This is a genomic window from Sphingomonas sp. Leaf21 (assembly GCF_916858675.1).
Classification (GTDB): domain Bacteria; phylum Pseudomonadota; class Alphaproteobacteria; order Sphingomonadales; family Sphingomonadaceae; genus Sphingomonas.
Map to the genome: position 1 here is coordinate 18,136 of NZ_CAKASM010000014.1, position 16,490 is coordinate 34,625.

Genomic DNA, 16,490 nt, shown 5'->3' on the forward strand with positions numbered 1-16,490 from the left:
TCACGACTTCATCGCCATGAAGGTGCCCGCGACATGTGCGATCGGATCACCGGCATCGCCGTCATGCGCGATCCCCCGGACGAAGGCGACGCTGCGCGTGATCCGATAGCATTCGCCGCGCCCGATCACGGTGCGTTCGGGCACCGCCGGGCGCAGATAGTCGACGCGCAGGTCGAGCGTCACATGCGCCTCGAAATGGCCGCGCTTCAACCAGACCGCGACGCTGGTCGCCATGTCCATCATCGCGACGATCGGGCCGGAGGCGATGACCCCGCTCGCCCGGTCGCCGATCAGCCGGGCGTCATAGGGCAGCGTCAGCTCGGCCCAGTCGGGCCCGTGCGCCTGGTAGCCGATGCCCAGATGCCGTCCATGCCCGCCGCCCAGGCCGCCCATCGCGACGAAGCGTTCCATATCGAACCCCATGGGACGATGGTCTACACGAGTGGAAAGCCAGCGCAAAAGGAGAGCGACATGCAGGACCGGGTGACGATCGCCGTGGATGACGGCGTGGCCGATGTCCGCCTGTCGCGTCGCGAAAAGCTGAACGCGATCGATGGGCGGATGTTCGACGCGCTGGTCGAGGCGATCGACACGCTGGCGGCGCGGACGGATGTGCGCGCGGTGGTGCTGTCGGGGGAGGGGGACGGCTTCTGCTCCGGGCTCGACATGGCGGCGATGGCGGGGGGCGAGCTGGCGGGGCTGGACTTGTCGGCGCGCAGCCATGGACCGGCCAACCGGGTACAGCAGGTGGCGTGGGGCTGGCGCACGCTGCCGGTGCCGGTGATCGCAGGCGTTCACGGCGTGGCATTCGGCGGCGGCACACAGATCATGGCGGGGGCGGATATCCGGCTGGCCCATCCTGCCACCCGCTTCGCGATTCGCGAGGTGCATTGGGGGATCGTGCCCGATATGGGCGGCTTCGCGCTATGGGGCGGGGTGCGTCAGGATGTGCTTCGCGAATGGGTGTATACCGCGCGCGAGTTCGACGCGGCCGAGGCGCAGGCGGCGGGATTGGTCACGCGGTTGGTCGAGGATCCGAGGGGTGAGGCGCTGGCTTTGGCGAGGAACATCGCCGGGCGGAGTCCGGATGCGGTTCGCAGCGCGAAGCGGTTGTTCGGGACGATGGGAAGTGCGTCCGAGGTCATGCTGGCGACGGAAAGCGCCGAGCAGGTGGCGCTGATGCGGGGGGAGAACCACCGCGAGGCGGTGCAGGCGAACATGGCGCGGCGGCGGCCGGAGTTTCGGGACGGTTGAGAGGGAGTTGCTCGCTATCCCCGAGCGATAGCCCCTCCCGCAGGCGGGAGGGGTTGGGGAGGGCATGGGGTCTCACCGAGCCTGTTGCCCGTGGCCTTCCCTCCCCCATCCCCTCCCGCAGGCGGGAGGGGCGTGCTGCGTGGCTTGGAGCATGGCCATACAAAAAGGGGAGCCTCTCGCGAGACTCCCCCCTTCGATCCAGCCGTCGCGGAAGATTACTCCGCCGTCGCCTTCAGGATCTTGCCCGGATTGCGCGGCGGCTCGCCCTTGGGGAGCGCGTCGACATGTTCCATGCCGCTCTCGACCTGGCCCCACACCGTGTACTGACGGTCCAGGAAACGCGCATCGTCGAAGCAGATGAAGAACTGCGAATTGGCCGAGTTCGGATCGTTGGTCCGCGCCATCGAGCAGGTGCCGCGCACGTGCGGCTCTGCGTTGAATTCCTGCTTCAAATTCGGCTTGTCCGAGCCCGACATGCCGGTGCCCGTCGGATCGCCGCCCTGCGCCATGAAGCCCGGGATCACGCGGTGGAACACCACGCCGTCGTAAAAGCCTTCATTGGCGAGCCCGCCGATGCGCGCGACATGCTCGGGCGCCAGGTCGGGGCGCAGCGTGATCACGACATCGCCGCTCTCGAGCGTCAGGGTCAGCTTGGAAAAAGTCTCGGCCATAAGGGGTCTTCCTTGGTTGATGCCCCGCAGGTAGGCATTCCCGAGCCTGCTGGCAAATGCCGCCGTCGCAGTTTAGAGGCGTGACACAGCGTTCATGATCGATCGAGGGAGGCCGAGATCAGCGACACCGAACTCCCCGAACTCGAAACCGAGAGCCAGCACGAAACCCAGCTGGACGAGGACGACCGGCTGAAGCCGGAATATGTGACCGCGGTGCTCGACGCGCTGGAGGCGGGCGACGACGAGGGCGCGCGCGCGCTGGTCGAGCCGCTCCATCCCGCCGACATCGCCGATCTGTTCGAGCTGGTGGGCGACGAGGAGCGTGTCAATCTGGCACGCGCGGTCGCCGATTTGCTCAACGGCGACGTGTTCGCCGAAATGAACGATTATGTGCGCGAGCAGCTCATCCAGGCGCTCGAGCCGCACGAAGTCGCGGATATCGCGTCGGAACTCGACACCGACGACGCGGTGGCGATCATCGAGGACATGGACGAGGACGAGCAGCGCGCGGTGTTGCGCGCACTCGACCCCGACGACCGCGCCGCGATCGAGGAAGCGCTGTCCTTCCCCGAGGAATCCGCCGGCCGCCTGATGCAGCGCGAGCTGATCGCGGTGCCCGAGCACTGGACGGTGGCCGACACGATCCAGTTCCTGCGCGACGATGAGGAACTGACCACCGACTTCTGGGAAATCTTCGTCGTCGATCCCGGCCATCGGCCGATCGGCACCTGCCAGCTGAGCTGGATATTGCGCGCGCCGGGGCAGATCGTCATCGGCGACGTGATGAAGCGCGAACAGACGCTGATCCCGGTCGACATGGACCAGGAAGAGGTCGCGCTGCGCTTCCAGAAATATGCGCTGATCTCCGCCGCCGTGGTCGATGGTAGCGGGCGGCTGGTCGGCATGATCACCGTCGACGACATCGTCCACATCATCCAGCAGGAGGCGGGCGAGGACGTGCTGCGCCTGTCGGGCGCGGGCGAGGGCGACATCAACGAGCCGGTCCTCGACAGCTACAAGAGCCGGGTCCGCTGGCTGCTCGCCAATCTGGTGACGGCGATGGTCGCCTCCTCGGTCATCGCGGCGTTCGAGGGGACGATCGCGCGGATGGTGGCGCTCGCCACGCTGATGCCCATCGTCGCGGGCGTCGGCGGCAATGCGGGGACGCAGACGCTGGCGGTGACGGTGCGCGCCCTTGCGACCAACCAGCTCACCCAGTCGAATACGGCGCGCGCGATCATGCGCGAGATCCGCGTGGCGATGATGAACGGCGTGACGGTCGCGGCGGTGATCGGGGTCGGGGTCAGCCTGGTCTTCGCCAATCCCGCGCTGGGCATGGTGATCGCGGCGGCGATGATGACCAACATCCTGATCGCGGGGCTGGCGGGCGTGCTGGTGCCCGTGACGCTCGACCGGTTCGACGCCGACCCGGCGGTGGCCTCGTCGGTATTCGTGACGATGACGACCGATTCCATCGGGTTCCTGGCGTTTCTCGGGCTGGCCACGGCGTCGGGATTGACGGGGTAACGATCCTCCCCGTGCCAGGGAGCAATATCTGGCCCCGATCAAAACTATGGCGGTCGTGCGCTACCATGCTTATGGTCCTGTCCCGCGCAGCCGGGGGGCCGCGTCGTTTCCACCACCGCCCCAAGCGGCCTAGTTAAGCAGCGCGCATGAATCGTTTTGCCATTGGTATCGCGGGAATTCTTGTCATTCTGGGCATCGCGGTGGCCCTGTCGACCGACCGGCGCGCGATCCGCCTCCGGGTCGTCGGCGCGGCCTTCGCGCTCCAGGCGGGGATCGCGGTCCTCGTGCTCTACGTGCCCTGGGGCAAGAAGGTGCTGCAATGGCTGTCGGGCGGGGTCGCGGGGCTGCTCGGCTATGCGAACGAGGGGACCAAGTTCCTGTTCGGGGCGCTCGCCTCCGATCCGCTGGGCCGCAACTTCGCGATCCAGGCGTTGCCCGTCATCATCTTCTTCGCCGCGCTGGTGTCGATCCTCTATTATCTGGGGATCATGCAGCTGGTCGTGCGCTGGCTGGGCGGCGCGATCGAGAAGGTGATCGGCGTGTCGAAGGTGGAGTCGCTGTGCGCCGCCGCCAACGTCTTCGTCGGTCAGTCCGAATCGCCGCTGGTCATCCGCCCCTATCTGGCGAGCCTGACCCCGGCGCAGCTCTTCACCGTGATGACCAGCGGCATGGCGGGCGTGGCGGGGACGATCCTGGCCGCCTATGCATCGATGGGCATCTCGATCGAATATCTGCTCGCGGCCAGCTTCATGGCGGCGCCCGGCGGCATCCTGATGGCCAAGATCATCATGCCCGACCGGATCGAGCCGCCCGCGGGCCAGTTGCCGCTGGGCGACGTGATCGAGGACGAGAAGATCGCGCTGGCCGAGGCCACGCATGACGAGGAAAAGCCCGCCAACATCATCATGGCGGCGGCGCAGGGCGCGCAGACCGGCGTGAAGCTGGCGGTCGCGGTCGGCGCGATGGTGCTGGCCTTCGTCGCGCTGGTCGCGCTGGCCAACGGGCTGCTCGGCGGGCTGGGCAATCTGGTCGGCCTGCCGGGGCTCAGCTTCCAGGCGCTGCTCGGCTATGTGTTCCAGCCGATCATGGCGCTGCTCAACGTGCCGTGGAACGAGGCGGGTATCGCGGGCGGGCTGTTCGGCGAGAAGATCGTGCTCAACGAATTCGTCGCCTATATCGACCTGAGCAAGCAGACCGCGCAGCTCTCGCCGCGCACGATCGCGGTGGTCACCTTCTCGCTGTGCGGCTTCGCCAATTTCTCCTCGATCGCGATCCAGATGGCGGTGACGGGCAGCCTTGCCCCCAATCAGCGTCCGACGATCGCGCGGCTGGGCATTCGCGCCCTGGTCGCGGGGAGCCTCGCCAATCTCATGTCGGCGGCGCTGGCGGGTCTGCTGATCGCCTGACTCAGGCTTTTCGGGGTTGATCCAGATCGCAGGCGCGTTATGGGCGCCCCGTCGGCCGCGTGCGTGGCCGACCAACACAACAGGAACACAATGCCCCGATCTAGTCCCTTGTCCGGCGACGAGGACAGTAGACGCACCCGCGTCCACGTTCTTGCCGACCGTCTGACGGGCCTGACGGGGTCGCCGATGGCGGCCCGCTAGAGCCGTTCTCGCCGACCTCCGCCGGGCTCGACCACACGAACCCGAAGGAGGTCTGTCATGACCCGTAGCCTGTTCCGCGCGCATGTCCGCGCGCATAGCCTCGCCACCGTGATGGCGAGCGTCCCGCTCCAGCGCGCGCGATTGCTCCGCGCCGTCGCGTCCACCCGGCCGCAGGCCATTCGCCGCGAGCGGCCCTCGGCCTGAACCAGGGGGAGGACCGATGATCAGAAACGTGTCGCGGGCCGCGCTGGGCGGCCTGTTCCTTGCCGCGTGCCCGGCGCTTGCGCAGGATGCCGCGCCGGAAACCTTCGCCGTCCATGGCCAGGCGACCTTCGTCGCGCAGAGCGTCGGCGATTTCGCCTCGCCCTATGTCGGCGCGAACAGCCTGACGCCGCGCCAGCTCAAGGAGACCGCCGACGTCACCGCCTTTATCGGCGCGCGGCCGTGGCGGGGGGCGGAACTCTGGGTAAATCCCGAGATCGACCAGGGCTTCGGCCTTTCCAACACGCTGGGCGTGGCGGGCTTTCCGAGCGCGGAGGCCTATAAGGTCGGCAAGGCGGAGCCCTATTTCCGGCTGCAACGCGGTTTCCTCCGCCAGACATTCGGACTGGGCGGCGCGCAAGAGACGGTGGCGGGTGTCGCCAACCAGCTCGGCGGGTCGCGTGATGTCGACCGAATCGTCCTGACCATCGGCAAGTTCGGGGTGGGCGACGTGTTCGACACCAATCCCTATGCCCATGACCCGCGCGGCGACTTTCTCAACTGGTCGGTCGTCGATACGGGCAGCTTCGACTATGCCGCCGATGCATGGGGCTATTCGACCGGTGTCGCGGGCGAGCTGTATCATGGTGCCTGGACGCTCAGGACCGGGCTGTTCAACCTGTCGACCATCCCCAATGGCGAAAGGCTGGAGCATGGCTTCGGCCAGTATCAGATCGATGCCGAGGTCGAGCATCGCCATCTGGTCGCCGGGCGGCCGGGATCGGTGCGGGTCGGGGTCTTCCGGAACAGGGGCCGCTTCAGCCGCTTCGACGACGCGCTCGCCTATGCCGCGGCGACCGGTGGCGCGATCGATCCGTCGCTGACCCGGCGGCGGATGACGCGGATCGGCGGCTATGTGAACATGGACCAGGCGCTGACCGATACGCTTGGCCTGTTCGCGCGCGTGGGGGTCAGCGACGGATCGATCGAGCCCTATGACTTCACCGATATCGACCGGACCGCGCAGATCGGCGGGTCGCTCTCGGGCAAGGGCTGGGGCCGGGCGCAGGACCGGATCGGGCTGGCGCTGGTCGCCAACGGCATCTCGCCCGAGCATCGCCGCTATCTCGCGGCGGGCGGGTTGGGGGTGCTGGTCGGCGACGGCAAGCTGCCCGATGCGGGCGCGGAGGCGATCGCCGAGGCCTATTACGACGTCTCGCTGTTCCGCGCGCTCGCGGTGACGCTGGATGCGCAATATATCGAGAACCCCGGCTATAACCGCGATCGCGGACCGGCCGAGGTGTTCGCGCTCAGGGTGCACGGCGCCTTTTAAGGGCCTGGGAGGGGCATCCCCGCCTGCGGCGAGGCCCCTCCGTCAGGGCATTTATCGGGTCGGAACGGGTTCGGCGCCGGTGTAATCATAGAAGCCGCGCCTGGTCTTGCGGCCGTACCATCCCGCCTCGACATATTTGATCAGCAGCGGGGCGGGGCGGAATTTGGGATCGCCGGTGCCCTCGAACAGCACGCGCGTGATCTCCAGGCAGGTGTCGAGCCCGATGAAATCCGCAAGCGTCAGCGGCCCCATCGGATGGTTGAGCCCCAACTGGCACGCCGCGTCGATATCGGGGATCGTCGCCACGCCTTCGCCCAGCGCGAAGATCGCCTCGTTGATCATCGGCATCAGCACGCGGTTGACGATGAAGCCCGGCGCGTCATTGGCATGGACCACGCGCTTTCCAAGCTCCTGCGCGAACGCCTCGACCGTGGCGACCGTCTCGTCGGAGGTGGCAAGGCCACGGATCAGCTCGATCAGGCCCATGACGGGCACGGGATTGAAGAAATGCACGCCGACGAACCGGCCCGCATCGGGCGCGGCCTGGGCCAGCCGGGTGATCGGAATGGAGGAGGTGTTGGTCGCCAGGATCGCGGTGTCGGACAGCAGCTTGCCGACCTCGTCGAAGATCGCGCGCTTGATCGCCTCGCGCTCGGTCGCGGCCTCGATCACCAGCTCGCATCCGGCCATGGCCGACAGACTGCCCACCGGCTCGATCCGCGACAGCAGCGAATCGGCGTCGGCGCGGGTCATCTTCTCCTTGGTCACCAGCCGGTCGAGCGCCTTGGCGATTCCCGCCTTGCCCGCCTCGGCCCGTTCGGTCGAGACATCGGCCAGCTTGACGGCATAGCCTGCCGCCGCCGACACTTGCGCGATGCCCGCGCCCATCTGACCAGCACCGATCACGCCTACGGATTTCATTGCGACACTCTCCTTATTCTTTGACAGTCGCCCTATCCGTTTCGGAACGTCACCGCCAGCAAAGGGGTTCGTCTTTCATGATTCGCATCGCCGCTTCCACGATCCTCGTCGGCCTCGCGATGCCAGCCGCCGGTCCCGCGCTCGCGGCACCGGCGGGCGCACCGGTTCCCGCCGAGCCCAAGCTCTTTCGCGACTGGATCGTCGCCTGCGACAATGGCGGCGGCTGCGAGGCGGCCTCGCTCGCGTCCGACGAGGGCATGTTGCAGGATGCCGGGCTGCTGGTCCGCCGCGACGCCGACGGCCTGCTGGCCGTCAAGGTGGCGGACATGACCGGCAAGGCGCGCAGCGCGACGGTGCGGATCGACGGCCGCAGCCTGGCGACCGTGCCGCTTCCCCGCGATTCGGAGGGGTGGCTGCGCGGCGCGCCGGCCAATGCGCTGGTCGCCGCGATGGCGAATGGCCGCCGCGCCGCGATCCTCGATCCGTCGCCCGTCGCGGTATCGCTGAAAGGCGCGGCCGCCGCCTTCCGCTATATGGACGCGCGCCAGAAGCGCGCGGGCACCCGCAGCGCCCTGGTCGCGAAGGGCGCGGCACGGTATCGCGGCAAGCCCCCCGTGCTGCCCGTCGTCCAGCTGGTGACCCCACTGCCGGGCGCGGCCCCCTCGGTCCCGACCGCCGCGATCAACGACATGCGCAGGCGGCTGGATTGCCGCAACAGCCTGGGCAGCCCGGTCAGCGCGGAAGCCTATCGGCTCGACCGGCGATCGACGCTGGTCCTGATGTCCTGCGGTGCGGGGGCGTATAACTATCTGGTCAAGCCGCTGGTCTGGCGCGACGGGCGGCTGGCCCCGGCGCAATTCGACTTCGCCTATCCGTTCGATGCCGACTCGCAGAAGGGCGGCGGGGTGACTCTGGTCAACAGCGAATGGTCCCCCGCCGGACGGCTGTCCGACTGGAGCAAGGGCCGCGGGCTGGGCGATTGCGGCACACGCCAGCAATTCGGCTGGGACGGCACCCGCTTCCGCCTGCTGGAGGCGGCGAGCATGACCGAATGTCGCGGCGCGATCGACACGCTGACCGTCTGGCGGGCGCGTGCCGCCACCGTCGCGGCAAGGTAGGAGACTGGACTATGCTCGAACATCTGCCCGCATGGCTGGGCAAGGCGATGAGCGGCTGGCGCGCCGGGGTCGAATCGATCGCGGTGGTCCGACAGGAACTCGCCCCGGCCAGCGCGGTGTCGCTGAACAGCCCGGCTTTCGGGGACATGGCGCGATTGCCCGAACGTTTTACCGCCGATGGCGCTGGCGTCTCGCCGCCGCTCGTCTGGGTGGATCCGCCGAGCGGGACCGCGATGCTGGCGCTGCTGGTCGAGGATGCGGACGCACCGACGCCGTCGCCGCTGGTCCATGCGATCGTCTGGAACCTGCCGCCGCGGGCCGGAAGCCTGGCCGAGGGCGCGATCGTCGCGGATGGCGCTGGTACGCCCGAAGGCGGGGATGTGGGACGCAATTCCTATCTGAGCGAAGGCTGGCTGCCGCCCGATCCGCCGCGCGGGCATGGCGAGCATCGGTACGTGTTCCAGCTCTTCGCGCTCGACGCCGTGGTCGATGTCGGGGGCGCGACGCCGGGGCGTGGCGCGCTGGTCGAGGCGATGGCGGGGCATGTGCTGGCCGCCGGGGTGCTGACCGGCACCTATTCGCGGGATGAGGAGGCGCCGGTGGGTCCGGTCGGCGCGGTGGCAACGGCCTGATCGCGGCGGCGGCGGTCGGTTATCGGGATGCGACGATCCGACCGCGCCGTGGCGAAGCGACGCCCACGCTCAGGCGATCGGGAAGATGGGCGCGGCGCTGGTGATGGCGAGACCGGCGAAGAGGACCGCACCGACGAAGGAAACAAGGATCTGGCGAGCCTGGAACGAGGTGAACATGGTGAAACTCCCTTTGCTGTTCCGGTCGACCAGCGATTTGGCGACCGATGCCGACAGCTTTGCAGAGAGTGTGCCAGTTTTATAAGTTACTGACTTTGCTCGGATTTTGATGTAGCGCCCGGGATGTTGGCGAATTTCGCCGACGTTGTTCCGGAATTCACGCCATGTCGTGGCGAAAAAATCAGGTGTCGGCGAACGCGCGGTCGCGGCCCTCGTTCTTGGCGCGATAGAGCAGCGCGTCGGCGCGCGCGAACAGCGTCTCCTGCGTGTCGTCGCTGCGGAAGGCGGTGATCCCTGCGGAGAAGGTGATCGGCCCCAGCGGCTTGCCGGTCTCGCGGACCCGCAATTGCCGCCCGCGCAGCGTGTCGCGCGCGCGCTCGACCAGCGCGAACGCCTCCGCATCCGACAGGTCGGAGATCAGGATGGCGAATTCCTCGCCGCCATGACGGCAGACCAGATGCCCCTGGCACTCCTCTGCCAGGATGTTGCCGATCGCCAGCAGCACCCGGTCGCCGACCCCGTGACCCTGTTCGTCGTTGATCCGCTTGAACCGATCGACGTCGCAAAGCGCGAGATGGCAGGATCGCGACCCCTGGAAGCACTGGGCCAGCGCCTCGTTGAAGCCCAGCCGATTGGCCAGCCCGGTCAGCGGATCGCGACGCGCCACCGCGCGCGCTTCGGTCAGCTTCTCACGCAGGACCTCGGCTTCGGCGGTCGCCTGTTGCAGGCGATGGTCGGACGCGTGAATCCGCTTCAGCATCTCACCGGTCAGGGTGGCCAGCGTGTTCAGCCCGATCGGGTCGCCGCGCTGCAACTCCGCGGCGTTGCGCGCCAGATCGACCCCGAAGGACGAGGTATCGGCCTGGATCGCGCGGATGACGGCGGCAAAGGCCTCGACCTGGTCCTGGGTCTGTTCGGCCAGTGCGTCGGTCTGCGCCTCGGCGAGCGGGATTTCCAGCCGGGTCGGGGCGGGGCGCGACGGGGCGGCGGCAGCGGGTACGGGCTGCGAAAGGCCCTGGGGCCCGCCCAGCCGCGAGATATCGTCGCGATGCAGTCGCACGCCGCCATCGACCAACGCCGCCGCCGCCCGCGCCAGCGCGCCGTCGGGCTCGCTGAGTATCGCGTGCACGAACGCATAGTGCGCCGGATCCGGCGACAGGCGATGATCGCTCAGGAATCGACCGATCTCACGATACAGGTCGTCGGGCGCGCGCGTCACGCTACGCCCGTTCGCTTCCACATAACCCCCCAAAGACATCGGACGCCCCCGTCACCCAGTCTTAGCGGCGGGTGCTGAGGTCGCGCACCGCCGCCAGGGTGGCGGCGACATGCTCGGCCGGGTTCATGTCGTCATGGACGAAGGCGATCTTGCCGTCGCGGCCGATGACGTAGCTGGTGCGCGAGGTGATGTCGCGGCCCTCGAGCTGGCGACCCAGCGCGACGTCATATTCCTTGACGATCGCCGGACCCGCGCTCGCCACCGGGAACTTGCCCGCGCATTCGGCCTTGGAGAAGGCGGCGAGCTTGTCGACCGGATCGGCGGACATGCCGATCACCCGCGCACCGGCCGCCTTGAACGCGTCGATCTTCTCGGCAAAGGCGCGCGCCTCCGCGCTGCAACCGCTGGTGAAGGCGGCGGGGAAGAAATAGAGCACGACCGGGCCGTGGCGCAGCTGGTCCTTGAGGTTGAGCGTGAAGACCTTGCCCGCCACCGCGCCGCGCGTGGTGAAGTCGGGCGCGGTCGCCCCCGGACGCAGCGCCGCCGCAGCCGGAACCGCCGCCGCCATCGCCAACAGAACGCCCAGCGTTACGCGCATCACTCCACCTCTCATATAACCTTAGATTAAACCTACCGTGTCGCGTCGGTGGCGTCCATTGCTGATGCATCCAAGCTGGCTTATCCAAATGCCCCATGTCCGTACATTCTGCCGATATCGACCTGGCACTGAAGCTGGCCGACGCCGCCGGTGCCGCCATCCGCCCCTATTTTCGCCGCGAGATGGGGCTTGAGATCAAGGAGGACCGCTCGCCGGTCACCATCGCCGATCGAGAGGCGGAGGCGGCGATGCGCCGCATCCTGGAGGCGGAGCGCTCGGGCGACGGCATCCATGGCGAGGAATATGGCGTCAAAGCGGGCGTGACCGGGCGGCAGTGGGTGCTCGATCCGATCGACGGGACACGCAGTTTTACCGTCGGGCGGCCGATCTTCGGCACGCTGATCGCGCTGGTCGACAATGGCTGGCCGGTGCTGGGCATCATCGACCAGCCGATCGCGGGCGAGCGCTGGCTGGGAGTCACGGGCCGCCCGACCCTGTTCAACGGCCAGCCCGCGCGCACCCGCGCCTGTCCCGAGCTGGCGGGGGCCACGATCGCGACGACCAGCCCGCATCTGTTCGAGGATGACGACGTGCCGCACTATATGGCGCTGGTGGCGGCGATCAGCGGCAACAGTCCGCGCCAGGGACCGGTCTATGGCGGGGACTGCTATAATTACGGACTGCTGGCGAGCGGTCATATCGACATCGTGTGCGAATCGGGCCTGAAGCTGCACGACTTCGCCGCGCTGGTGCCGGTGGTGGAGGGGGCGGGCGGTCGCATGTGCGACTGGAACGGCGACCCGCTGACCGCCGACAGCGCGGGTCATGTCCTGGCGATCGGCGACCCCGCACGGACGGAAGAGGTGCTGGAGGCGCTGCGCAACGTGCCGGACGGACATCACGATCACGAGCATTGATCGGTCCGTCCTCCCCTGTACGGACTCCTCCGCGAAAATCGGCGCACGGTCCAAAAACAGCTGCCGCCCCGGCGCTTGCCGAGATGGTGTCAGGCGCGCGGATGGATTTTGGTCAGGCACGAGCCGGCGTGCGGTCAGAATATGCCCAGGAACTTCTTGCGCTGCGACTTGACCTCGCCGGGATTGCCGCGGCCCTTTTCGTCCTTGGCGGTGGTGCCGCGCCCGACATCGTCGCGCGGCTTGCCCTTGGTGGTGCGCTGCGCCGCCGCGCGCGCGCCGGACAGGACCGGGCCGCACGCCGCCGCCTTGGCATCGCCGACATCGACAAAGGCCAGGATCCCCGCCAGCGGCGTCGCCACCACCGCCAGCCCCAGGCCCGCCCCCGCCCGCGCGAGCAGGTCGCCGCTGATCGGATCGATCCCCGGCTTGGCGAAGGTGCCGGTGATGCCGACCGGCGACTGGCCCGAAAACAGGCTGAAGGTCTTGGCATCGGCACGGATCGCCATGTCGAGCGCCTCGTTGCGGAAGCTGAACCCGCCGCGTCCCGTCACGACATTCTTGGTCGTGTCGATCAGGATCGGGTCCGCCGCCGCCACGCCGCCGCGCACGGTAAAGGCGATCAACCCGCAATTGATCCGAACCGGTTCCTTCAGTTCCTTTTCGAACATCTTCTGGACGAAGGTGCCGATATCGAGCTCGGCGAGCTGCGCGTTGCGCGTCCATAGCGAACCGGCGGGCAGGATGAAGGCCATGCGCCCGTTCGATGTCGCCAGCGAATCGTGGATCGTGTCGCCGCGCCCGGTCAACTGGATGCGGCCCTTCACGGTGCCGGTCGTCCCCGCCTCCGCCACGCCCCAGCCCGCCAGCAACCGGCCGAGCGCGGTCGGCGCCAGGCGGATGTCGTAGCGGACGAGGCTCGGCCGCTCGCGCGTATCGAACAGCACGTCCGACGAGACATTGCCCCGCGCCATCGCGAAGTTGAGCGGCGACAGGGTCAGCTTGCCGCGATCGAGTGCCAGCGTCAGGTCCACGTCGGAGATCGGCACCCGCCGCGACCGCACCGTGCGGATCGTCCATTTCAGGTTCGCGTCGAACCGCTGCATCGTCGCCACCGGCAGCGCGGCGTCGGGCAGCAGCCGCTGCGACCCCGCGCCCGTCGCGGCGGCGGCGGCCTGTGCGCCCTGGGTCGCGACGATGTCGGGGTTGTAGCCGATGAACGGCGCGGCATCGACGATGTCGAGCTTGTCGGTGGCGAGCGTCGAATCGAGATGCAGCCGCTTGCCGTTGGTCACGGTCAGCTTGCCGGTCAGGTCGCTGTCGCCGAACGTCCCCTTCATCCTCGTGAAGCGATAGACCTCACCATCCTTCACCAGTTGCGCGTGGATGTCATAGGTGCGGGTGCGCGGGATGACGACGCCGATCACCTCCAGCAGCGTCGACAGGTCCTTGCCGCGGGCGCGGGTCTGCAAGGGGACGTTCTCGATCGCGGCGATCGAGGGCAGTGTGCCCGCCACATCGATCACATTCCCCGCCGTCCGCATCCGGGCGAGCAGTTCGTTCTTGCCGCGATTGGCGGTGGCGTCGGGGGACAGCAGCTGCGCGTTCACGACGAAGGGCGTGCCGCGAAGCAGGCCCTTGCCGCGCACTCCCACCGCGCGCCCGATCCGCGCATCCTGCGACCGGAAGTCGTCGAGCGCCAGCTCGGCCGTCACGCGCAACCGGGGATCGCGATAGCGCACCGTCGTGCCGGTCACCACGGCGGTGTCGATTCGCGGGAACTCCAGCGGCTTGCCGCCCTTCTTCTCGCTGAACGTCCAGCTATTGGTGCGGTGGTCGGAGGTCCATTCCAGATCGACCGCGCCGTTCGTCAGCGCCAGCCAGGTGAAGCGGCGCTTGCCGAACAGCAGCGACAGCGGCGCGATCCGCGAATCGATCCGGTCGGCGGTGAACAGGTTCGGCCTGGTCGCCCAGTCGGGATTGGAGATGGCGATCTTCTCGGCGACGAACTTGATCCGCCAAGGCGCGAAATAGAGCTGGAAGTCGCCGCCGACGCTCACCCTCCGGTGGGTCAGCTTGCCCACGATCGATTCGAAGGGGTGGCGGAGGAAGCGTCCCTTGGTGACGAACAGCACCAGCCAGATCGCCGCGATGACGAGGAGAAGCCCGAGGACGATCCGCAACGCCCAGCGCCGCCACCCGGCGCGGGCGACGGTCGGGCTGGCGGGGATGTCATCCGCGGGCACCTGATCCATGGCAACCCCAAGCGCGCCAGCGGGGCGAGGGTTCCCTTTGCGGCGTCCGTGGGGGCGGGGGGCGAGTCGGTTGCAATCCCTCGCCGCTTGGGCTAAGCGGCGCGCTTCCCGAGCGAGGTGTCACGAACGGCCCGGCCATCAGGGCTGCCGCGGCCGTTTCTGCCTTGCTCAAAGCGAAAGGAAAAAAATGCCCAAGCTCAAGACCAAGAGCGGCGTCAAGAAGCGCTTCAAGCTCACCGCGACCGGCAAGCTCAAGCACGGTGTGGCCGGCAAGCGCCACCGCCTGATCAGCCATAACGGCAAGTATATCCGCCAGAACCGCGGCACCTCGGTCCTGTCCGATGCCGACACCAAGACCGTGAAGGCCTGGGCGCCTTACGGCCTGAACTGATTTCTGGAAGGGTAGAAAGATATGGCACGCGTCAAGCGGGGCACGACCACCAAGGCGAAGCATAAGCGGATTTTGGAACAGGCGAAGGGCTATTATGGCCGTCGCAAGAACACCATCCGCATCGCGCGCCAGGCCGTCGAAAAGGCCGGTCAATATGCGTATCGCGACCGCAAGGTTAAGAAGCGGACCTTCCGTGGTCTGTGGATCCAGCGCATCAACGCCGGTGTCCGGGCCGAGGGCCTGACCTATTCGCAGTTCATGCACGGCCTGAAGCTGGCGGGCGTCGAACTGGACCGGAAGGTCCTGGCCGACATCGCGATGCACGAGGGTGAAGCCTTCAAGGCGATCATCGCGCAGGCGAAGGCCGCACTGCCGCAGGCCGCTTGAACAGCGACTGACGGTTAAGCGCCGGAAATCGGAAAAGGGCGTCGGTGGGATACCACCGGCGCCCTTTTCCTTTGGTTTTCGGTGGCGCGTTCATCCGGCTCTAGCCTTCGCCTCTCACCGCCCCCACATGCCCCAGCGACATGGCGCTTCATCTGACCAAGGTCGCGTTCGGTGCGACCAGTATCGACCACCTGGCGGAACGGCTGAAGATGCGGGCGCAGGACGGGCCGGTCTTTCTGACGACGCGCTATCTGCCCAAGCGGCATGAGGACGTGGCGGGGCAGGGCTCGCTGTTCTGGATCCTCAAGCATCAGCTCGTCGCGCGCTCGCCGATCCTGTCGTTCGGTGAGGCGGAAGGGGGGCGCTGTGCGATCCATATCGATCCGGCGCTGGTGCTGGTCCAGGCGCTGCCCCGCCGCGCGCATCAGGGCTGGCGCTATCTGGAGGCGGCGGACGCGCCGCCCGACCTGAGAGGTGCCGCGACGGGAATCGAGGGGATGCCGCCGGTACTGGTCGGGAAGCTGGTGGAGTTGGGGTTGATCTAAAGCGGGCCGGGTGGCGCGGCCCCTCCACCGTCGCTGGCGCGATGGTCACCCTCCCCAAGCGAAGCTCGGGGAGGAGTGTCGGGTCAGAGTTTCGGCCCGGCCACCGCTGCGCGGGTCTTTTTCGGGGTGTCGACGAACAGCTTGGCGATCGCGGTGTTGCGCGCATCCTGCGAGGCATATTCGCGCGCGGTCAGCCCGGCGACATTGTCGGCCTGGTCGGGATCGGCACCCGCGGCGAGCAGCTCGCGAACCATGCTGATATCGTGGCGCTGCACCGCGCGGATCAGCGGGGTCTCGCCCGAGGCGTTGCCGATATTGGGATTGGCCTTGGCCGCTGTCAGGATGCGGATCATCTCGAGCTGGCCGCCACCGACCGCGAGCAGCAACGGGGTATTGCCGCGCCCGTCGCGCAGATTGGGGTCGGCACCCTTCTGGAGCAGGAAGCGCAGATAGGTCTCGTCGCCACGCTTGATGACGATGTGCAGCGCGCCCTCGCCGCTGGTCACGTCGCGGGTGTTGATGATGCTGGCCCCCGGACGGTCGAGCATATTGGTGACGTCGTTACCCTTGGCGTCCCGGACGGCCTGGAGGAACTTGTAGCTTTCCGACTGCATCATCTGCGCCGATGCGGGCATGGCGATGACGCCGAGAAGCGCAGCGGCGAGCAGGGGGCGAAGGGGCATGAAAGGTGATCCTGAGCAGTGGAGCATGTCTTGCAACCGGCGATTTATCACAGCAAG

General features: G+C 67.8%; 18 protein-coding genes. 11 read left to right on the plus strand and 7 right to left on the minus strand.

Annotated elements, in window-relative coordinates:
* Positions 1-411, minus strand: coding sequence for a PaaI family thioesterase (locus LRP66_RS11825; protein ID WP_230482800.1), 411 nt, complete (start codon positions 409-411; stop codon positions 1-3).
* 60 nt (positions 412-471) lie between these two features.
* Between LRP66_RS11825 and LRP66_RS11830 the strand changes: the two genes are divergently transcribed.
* A complete protein-coding gene (locus LRP66_RS11830) occupies positions 472-1,254 on the plus strand; it encodes a crotonase/enoyl-CoA hydratase family protein (RefSeq protein ID WP_230482801.1) in 783 nt (260 codons plus the stop codon).
* Between the two features lie 215 nt (positions 1,255-1,469).
* Here the strand turns inward: LRP66_RS11830 and LRP66_RS11835 are convergent, their stop codons facing one another.
* Positions 1,470-1,925, minus strand: coding sequence for a peptidylprolyl isomerase (locus LRP66_RS11835; RefSeq protein ID WP_056436311.1), 456 nt, complete (start codon positions 1,923-1,925; stop codon positions 1,470-1,472).
* 117 nt (positions 1,926-2,042) lie between these two features.
* Here LRP66_RS11835 and mgtE point away from each other — a divergent pair, with 117 nt between their 5' ends.
* From mgtE to LRP66_RS11855, 4 genes are all read left to right on the plus strand, one after another.
* Positions 2,043-3,452: a magnesium transporter gene (mgtE, locus tag LRP66_RS11840; RefSeq protein WP_230482862.1), complete on the plus strand. Its 1,410-nt coding sequence runs from the start codon at positions 2,043-2,045 to the stop codon at positions 3,450-3,452.
* Positions 3,453-3,598: 146 nt separating this feature from the next.
* Positions 3,599-4,858: a NupC/NupG family nucleoside CNT transporter gene (locus tag LRP66_RS11845; protein ID WP_230482802.1), complete on the plus strand. Its 1,260-nt coding sequence runs from the start codon at positions 3,599-3,601 to the stop codon at positions 4,856-4,858.
* 258 nt (positions 4,859-5,116) lie between these two features.
* Entirely contained in the window at positions 5,117-5,263 is a 147-nt protein-coding gene (locus LRP66_RS11850; protein ID WP_230482803.1) for a hypothetical protein, read from the plus strand.
* 16 nt (positions 5,264-5,279) lie between these two features.
* Positions 5,280-6,593: a carbohydrate porin gene (locus LRP66_RS11855; protein ID WP_230482804.1), complete on the plus strand. Its 1,314-nt coding sequence runs from the start codon at positions 5,280-5,282 to the stop codon at positions 6,591-6,593.
* 51 nt (positions 6,594-6,644) lie between these two features.
* Here LRP66_RS11855 and LRP66_RS11860 read toward each other — a convergent pair whose 3' ends face one another.
* The gene (locus LRP66_RS11860) at positions 6,645-7,514 is read right to left on the minus strand and encodes a 3-hydroxyacyl-CoA dehydrogenase NAD-binding domain-containing protein (protein ID WP_230482805.1); all 870 of its coding nucleotides are present in this window, start codon (positions 7,512-7,514) and stop codon (positions 6,645-6,647) included.
* Between the two features lie 77 nt (positions 7,515-7,591).
* On the opposite strand from LRP66_RS11860, the gene LRP66_RS11865 reads away from it, so the two are divergent.
* The gene (locus LRP66_RS11865) at positions 7,592-8,632 is read left to right on the plus strand and encodes a DUF1176 domain-containing protein (RefSeq protein ID WP_230482806.1); all 1,041 of its coding nucleotides are present in this window, start codon (positions 7,592-7,594) and stop codon (positions 8,630-8,632) included.
* 11 nt (positions 8,633-8,643) lie between these two features.
* Positions 8,644-9,264 (plus strand): YbhB/YbcL family Raf kinase inhibitor-like protein, encoded by a 621-nt coding sequence (locus tag LRP66_RS11870; protein WP_230482807.1) that lies wholly within the window; start codon positions 8,644-8,646, stop codon positions 9,262-9,264.
* A gap of 358 nt (positions 9,265-9,622) precedes the next feature.
* Here the strand turns inward: LRP66_RS11870 and LRP66_RS11875 are convergent, their stop codons facing one another.
* Together LRP66_RS11875 and LRP66_RS11880 are read right to left on the minus strand one after the other, a co-directional pair.
* Positions 9,623-10,660, minus strand: coding sequence for a GGDEF domain-containing protein (locus LRP66_RS11875; RefSeq protein ID WP_230482808.1), 1,038 nt, complete (start codon positions 10,658-10,660; stop codon positions 9,623-9,625).
* Between the two features lie 61 nt (positions 10,661-10,721).
* Positions 10,722-11,258: a peroxiredoxin gene (locus LRP66_RS11880; protein ID WP_230482809.1), complete on the minus strand. Its 537-nt coding sequence runs from the start codon at positions 11,256-11,258 to the stop codon at positions 10,722-10,724.
* 95 nt (positions 11,259-11,353) lie between these two features.
* Here LRP66_RS11880 and LRP66_RS11885 point away from each other — a divergent pair, with 95 nt between their 5' ends.
* A complete protein-coding gene (locus tag LRP66_RS11885) occupies positions 11,354-12,175 on the plus strand; it encodes an inositol monophosphatase family protein (RefSeq protein ID WP_230482810.1) in 822 nt (273 codons plus the stop codon).
* A gap of 134 nt (positions 12,176-12,309) precedes the next feature.
* Here the strand turns inward: LRP66_RS11885 and LRP66_RS11890 are convergent, their stop codons facing one another.
* Positions 12,310-14,427, minus strand: coding sequence for an AsmA family protein (locus tag LRP66_RS11890; RefSeq protein ID WP_230482811.1), 2,118 nt, complete (start codon positions 14,425-14,427; stop codon positions 12,310-12,312).
* A gap of 187 nt (positions 14,428-14,614) precedes the next feature.
* Between LRP66_RS11890 and rpmI the strand changes: the two genes are divergently transcribed.
* From rpmI to LRP66_RS11905, 3 genes are all read left to right on the plus strand, one after another.
* Positions 14,615-14,818 (plus strand): 50S ribosomal protein L35, encoded by a 204-nt coding sequence (rpmI, locus tag LRP66_RS11895; RefSeq protein WP_007406658.1) that lies wholly within the window; start codon positions 14,615-14,617, stop codon positions 14,816-14,818.
* A gap of 21 nt (positions 14,819-14,839) precedes the next feature.
* Positions 14,840-15,205 carry a 50S ribosomal protein L20 gene (gene rplT, locus LRP66_RS11900; protein ID WP_230482812.1) on the plus strand — a complete coding sequence of 122 codons (366 nt, stop codon included), beginning with the start codon at positions 14,840-14,842 and terminating at the stop codon, positions 15,203-15,205.
* A gap of 140 nt (positions 15,206-15,345) precedes the next feature.
* Positions 15,346-15,750: a DUF1489 family protein gene (locus tag LRP66_RS11905; RefSeq protein ID WP_230482813.1), complete on the plus strand. Its 405-nt coding sequence runs from the start codon at positions 15,346-15,348 to the stop codon at positions 15,748-15,750.
* Positions 15,751-15,833: 83 nt separating this feature from the next.
* Here LRP66_RS11905 and LRP66_RS11910 read toward each other — a convergent pair whose 3' ends face one another.
* Positions 15,834-16,433, minus strand: a complete 600-nt coding sequence (locus tag LRP66_RS11910; protein ID WP_230482814.1) for an ankyrin repeat domain-containing protein — start codon at positions 16,431-16,433, stop codon at positions 15,834-15,836.
* Positions 16,434-16,490 lie beyond the last annotated feature (57 nt).

What these genes read in the sequence shown, in the direction of transcription:
- rpmI (WP_007406658.1), top strand. Translation starts at nt 14,615, where the DNA reads ATGCCCAAGCTCAAGACCAAGAGCGGCGTCAAGAAGCGCTTCAAGCTC.
- LRP66_RS11825 (WP_230482800.1), bottom strand. Translation starts at nt 411, where the DNA reads ATGGAACGCTTCGTCGCGATGGGCGGCCTGGGCGGCGGGCATGGACGG.
- LRP66_RS11865 (WP_230482806.1), top strand. Translation starts at nt 7,592, where the DNA reads ATGATTCGCATCGCCGCTTCCACGATCCTCGTCGGCCTCGCGATGCCA.
- LRP66_RS11885 (WP_230482810.1), top strand. Translation starts at nt 11,354, where the DNA reads ATGTCCGTACATTCTGCCGATATCGACCTGGCACTGAAGCTGGCCGAC.
- LRP66_RS11890 (WP_230482811.1), bottom strand. Translation starts at nt 14,427, where the DNA reads ATGGATCAGGTGCCCGCGGATGACATCCCCGCCAGCCCGACCGTCGCC.
- LRP66_RS11830 (WP_230482801.1), top strand. Translation starts at nt 472, where the DNA reads ATGCAGGACCGGGTGACGATCGCCGTGGATGACGGCGTGGCCGATGTC.
- LRP66_RS11855 (WP_230482804.1), top strand. Translation starts at nt 5,280, where the DNA reads ATGATCAGAAACGTGTCGCGGGCCGCGCTGGGCGGCCTGTTCCTTGCC.
- LRP66_RS11845 (WP_230482802.1), top strand. Translation starts at nt 3,599, where the DNA reads ATGAATCGTTTTGCCATTGGTATCGCGGGAATTCTTGTCATTCTGGGC.
- LRP66_RS11860 (WP_230482805.1), bottom strand. Translation starts at nt 7,514, where the DNA reads ATGAAATCCGTAGGCGTGATCGGTGCTGGTCAGATGGGCGCGGGCATC.
- LRP66_RS11905 (WP_230482813.1), top strand. Translation starts at nt 15,346, where the DNA reads ATGGCGCTTCATCTGACCAAGGTCGCGTTCGGTGCGACCAGTATCGAC.
- LRP66_RS11870 (WP_230482807.1), top strand. Translation starts at nt 8,644, where the DNA reads ATGCTCGAACATCTGCCCGCATGGCTGGGCAAGGCGATGAGCGGCTGG.
- LRP66_RS11835 (WP_056436311.1), bottom strand. Translation starts at nt 1,925, where the DNA reads ATGGCCGAGACTTTTTCCAAGCTGACCCTGACGCTCGAGAGCGGCGAT.
- LRP66_RS11910 (WP_230482814.1), bottom strand. Translation starts at nt 16,433, where the DNA reads ATGCCCCTTCGCCCCCTGCTCGCCGCTGCGCTTCTCGGCGTCATCGCC.
- LRP66_RS11850 (WP_230482803.1), top strand. Translation starts at nt 5,117, where the DNA reads ATGACCCGTAGCCTGTTCCGCGCGCATGTCCGCGCGCATAGCCTCGCC.
- LRP66_RS11880 (WP_230482809.1), bottom strand. Translation starts at nt 11,258, where the DNA reads ATGCGCGTAACGCTGGGCGTTCTGTTGGCGATGGCGGCGGCGGTTCCG.
- rplT (WP_230482812.1), top strand. Translation starts at nt 14,840, where the DNA reads ATGGCACGCGTCAAGCGGGGCACGACCACCAAGGCGAAGCATAAGCGG.